General features: G+C 71.0%; 1 protein-coding gene. It reads left to right on the forward strand.

Features of this window, described 5'->3' with window-relative positions:
- Nucleotides 1-754, forward strand: a 754-nt coding sequence (locus ABD819_RS21415) for an InlB B-repeat-containing protein (RefSeq protein ID WP_345127718.1), incomplete at both ends; no start/stop codon positions are given.

A 754-nucleotide genomic window follows, 5' to 3' on the forward strand; every position in this document is an offset into this window, starting at 1 on the left:
ACCTGGGCGCGGCTGGGCCCCTACGCCGTGACGCTGGCCGCCACCGGGCAAGTGCAGTTCACGAGCAGCGGCGGCTGGCCCAACTTTTCGGGCGTGGAGCTCTGGCAGCAAACCGGGGGCACGCCCATCAGCTACACGCTGAGCACCCCCACGGTGGGCAGTGGCACGGTAGTCCGAAGCCCGAACGCAGCCAGCTACGCCAGCGGCAGCACGGTGAGCCTGACGGCCGCGCCGGCGGTAGGCTTCACCTTCGCGGGCTGGAGCGGCGATGCCACGGGCAGCGCCAACCCGCTGAGCGTGAGCATGAGCAGCAACAAGACCATCACGGCCACGTTCACGGCCGTTGCCACCACCACTTACACGCTCACGGTGAATACCACGGGCAGTGGCACGGTAGTGCGAAGTCCGAACGCGGCCACGTACGCCAGCGGCAGCACGGTGAGCCTGACGGCCGCTCCGGCGGCGGGCTTCACCTTCGCGGGCTGGAGCGGCGATGCCACGGGCGCCGCTAATCCGCTGAGCGTGAGCATGAGCAGCAACAAGACCATCACGGCCACGTTCACGGCCACGGGGGGCGGCGGCGCGTTCACGTTCTACCGGGCCGTGAACCTGGGCGGGCCGGCCCTGACGCTCGATGGCAACGCCTGGGCGGGGAGCACGGCCCCGAACTACTCCACCAACGGCGCGGCCTTCGCCAACCAGGCCGTGCCGCTGGTGCCGGCCACCGACGCGGCGCGGGCGGGCATGATTCGGG

The organism is Hymenobacter antarcticus (genome assembly GCF_039539545.1).
Classification (GTDB): domain Bacteria; phylum Bacteroidota; class Bacteroidia; order Cytophagales; family Hymenobacteraceae; genus Hymenobacter; species Hymenobacter antarcticus.